At 62.2% G+C, this 3,001-nt stretch carries 3 protein-coding genes; all 3 read left to right on the top strand.

Going from position 1 to position 3,001, the window contains the following annotated elements:
• The first annotated feature begins 3 nt into the window (after window positions 1–3).
• Genes ACR0D9_RS20500 through folD form a run of 3 tightly spaced genes read left to right on the top strand, consistent with a single transcriptional unit; the run spans window position 4 to window position 2,983 of the window.
• The gene (locus tag ACR0D9_RS20500) at window positions 4–1,680 is read left to right on the top strand and encodes a formate--tetrahydrofolate ligase (protein WP_480540092.1); all 1,677 of its coding nucleotides are present in this window, start codon (window positions 4–6) and stop codon (window positions 1,678–1,680) included.
• Window positions 1,681–1,735: 55 nt separating this feature from the next.
• Entirely contained in the window at window positions 1,736–2,041 is a 306-nt protein-coding gene (locus ACR0D9_RS20495) for a chorismate mutase (RefSeq protein WP_480473724.1), read from the top strand.
• Window positions 2,042–2,092: 51 nt separating this feature from the next.
• A complete protein-coding gene (gene folD / locus ACR0D9_RS20490; protein ID WP_480540090.1) occupies window positions 2,093–2,983 on the top strand; it encodes a bifunctional methylenetetrahydrofolate dehydrogenase/methenyltetrahydrofolate cyclohydrolase FolD in 891 nt (296 codons plus the stop codon).
• The last annotated feature ends 18 nt before the right edge of the window (window positions 2,984–3,001 follow it).

Here is a 3,001-nt window from a genome sequence, read left to right as displayed (position 1 = left end):
CCAATGAGCTATAAATCCGACATCGAAATTGCGCGTGAAGCGAATAAGAAGCCGATCCAGGAGATCGGCGCGAAGCTTGGAATATCCAGTGATGATCTTTTGCCGTATGGGCATGACAAGGCGAAGGTGAGCCAGGAGTTCATCAACTCGGTGCAGGGTCGTGAGGACGGCAAGCTGGTGCTGGTGACGGCGATCAACCCGACGCCTGCGGGTGAAGGCAAGACGACCACAACGGTTGGTCTGGGTGACGGTCTGAACCGGATCGGCAAGAATGCGATGATCTGTATCCGCGAGGCCTCGCTGGGTCCGAACTTCGGCATGAAGGGCGGCGCTGCGGGTGGCGGCTATGCGCAGGTTGTTCCGATGGAAGAGATGAACCTGCACTTCACCGGCGATTTCCACGCGATCACCTCGGCCCATTCGCTGCTGTCGGCGATGATCGACAACCACATCTACTGGGGCAATGAATGCGAGATCGACACCCGCCGGGTCGCATGGCGTCGTGTGGTTGACATGAACGACCGCGCCCTGCGCCAGATTACTGCCAGCCTGGGCGGCGTGTCGAACGGGTTCCCGCGCGAAACAGGTTTTGACATCACTGTGGCGTCCGAGGTCATGGCGATCCTGTGTCTGGCCAACGACTTGAAGGATCTGGAAAAGCGTCTGGGTGACATCATCGTGGCCTATCGCCGCGACAAGACCCCGGTCTACTGCCGCGACATCAAGGCCGAAGGTGCGATGACCGTTCTGCTGAAAGACGCGATGCAGCCGAACCTGGTGCAGACGCTGGAAAACAACCCGGCCTTTGTCCATGGCGGCCCGTTCGCCAACATCGCGCATGGCTGCAACTCGGTCATTGCCACCAGGACCGCGCTGAAAGTGGCTGACTATGTGGTGACCGAGGCGGGCTTTGGCGCCGATCTGGGTGCCGAGAAGTTCATGAACATCAAGTGCCGCAAGGCGGGCATTGCGCCCTCTGCCGTGGTTCTGGTTGCCACCGTGCGGGCGATGAAGATGAATGGCGGTGTCGCCAAGGCCGATCTGGGCGCCGAGAATGTCGATGCGGTCAAGGCGGGCTGCGCCAACCTGGGCCGCCATATCGAGAACGTGAAGTCGTTCGGTGTGCCGGTTGTTGTCGCCATCAACCACTTTGTCACCGACACCGATGCCGAGGTTCAGGCGGTGAAGGATTATTGTTCCTCTCACGGGGTCGAGGCGGTTCTGTCGCGCCACTGGGAACTGGGCTCGGAAGGCTCTGCCGATCTGGCCCGCAAGGTTGTGGAAATCGTCGAAGGGGGGTCTGCGAACTTCGCGCCGATCTACCCCGACGAGATGCCGCTGTTTGAGAAGATCGAAACCATCGCCAAGCGCATCTACCGCGCCGACGAGGTTCTGGCCGACAACAAGATCCGCACGCAGCTGAAAGAATGGGAAGCTGCGGGGTATGGCAACCTGCCGGTCTGCATGGCGAAAACCCAGTACAGCTTCTCGACCGACCCGAGCTTGCGGGGCGCGCCCACCGGCCATTCGGTGCCGGTGCGTGAAGTCCGCCTGAGCGCGGGCGCGGGCTTTATCGTGGTTGTCTGCGGTGAGATCATGACCATGCCGGGCCTGCCCCGCAAACCGGCCGCGGAAACCATCTGCCTCAATGACGCAGGTGAGATCGAGGGCTTGTTCTAAGCCGCTGAATAAGACATCTCGTGGTCCGGGACCCCCGGGCCATGAGGAGACGATGATGCCCACTCTGACACCGCCGCAGGACTGCCATTCGATGCGGGATCTGCGGGTTCAGATCGACAGGCTGGACCGCCAGCTGATCGGGATGCTGGTGAGGCGCGCAAGCTATATCGACCGCGCGTCTGAGCTGAAGCCGGGCGAGGGCCTGCCCGCCCGCATCCCGGACCGGGTCGAGGATGTGGTGCAAAAGGTGCGCGCCAGTTCGCAGGCGGCGGGGATGGACCCCGATTTGTCCGAAACGCTCTGGCGCATTCTGATTGACTGGTCGATTGCACGTGAGGAACGTGTGCTCGGCCCCGAGTAAAGACCGGGCGCGTTCTGCGCCCGTTTGGGTTTTGAAAGAAGGGACCAAAGGATGGTAGCGCAGGTTATCGACGGGAAGGCCTTTGCCGCCAAAGTGCGCGCGCAGGTGGCCGATCAGGTTGCAAAGCTGAAAGAGGAAAACGGCATCACCCCCGGCCTGGCCGTGGTTCTGGTGGGCGAGGATCCGGCCAGCCAGGTCTATGTCCGCTCGAAGGGCAAGATGACCGTCGAGGTCGGCATGAACTCGTATGAGCACAAGCTGGATGCGGAGACCTCGGAGGCAGAGCTGCTGGCGCTGATCGACAAACTGAACACCGACCCGGCGGTGCATGGCATTCTGGTCCAGTTGCCGCTGCCCAGGCACCTGAACGAGGATCTGGTGATCAATTCGATCGATCCGGCCAAGGATGTGGACGGTTTCCATATCTCGAACGTGGGCCTTTTGGGCACCGGTCAGAAATCGATGGTGCCCTGCACCCCGCTGGGCTGCCTGATGATGCTGCGCGATCACCACGGGTCGCTGTCGGGCATGGATGCGGTTGTCATCGGTCGCTCGAACATCGTGGGCAAGCCGATGGCGCAGCTGCTGCTGGGGGACAGCTGCACCGTGACCATCGCGCATTCGCGCACCAAAGATCTGCCGGATGTGGTCCGCCGCGCCGATATCGTCGTGGCCGCTGTCGGTCGCCCCGAAATGGTGCCTGGCGACTGGATCAAGGAAGGCGCCACCGTGATCGACGTGGGCATCAACCGCATCGAGCGGGATGGCAAGACCAAGCTGGTCGGCGACGTCGACTATGCCAGCGCTGCCGAACGCGCCGGCGCCATCACCCCGGTCCCCGGCGGCGTCGGCCCCATGACCATCGCCTGCCTGCTGGCCAACACCCTCACCGCCTGCTGCCGCGCAAACAAACTCCCAGAACCAGAAGGCCTGACCGCCTGATAAACACGGGGGCCGGAG

The sequence above is a fragment of the Ruegeria sp. AK11 genome (assembly GCF_056541095.1).
The sequence above is the reverse complement of the archived record's forward strand: the minus strand, read 5'-3'. Positions and strand labels throughout refer to the sequence as shown.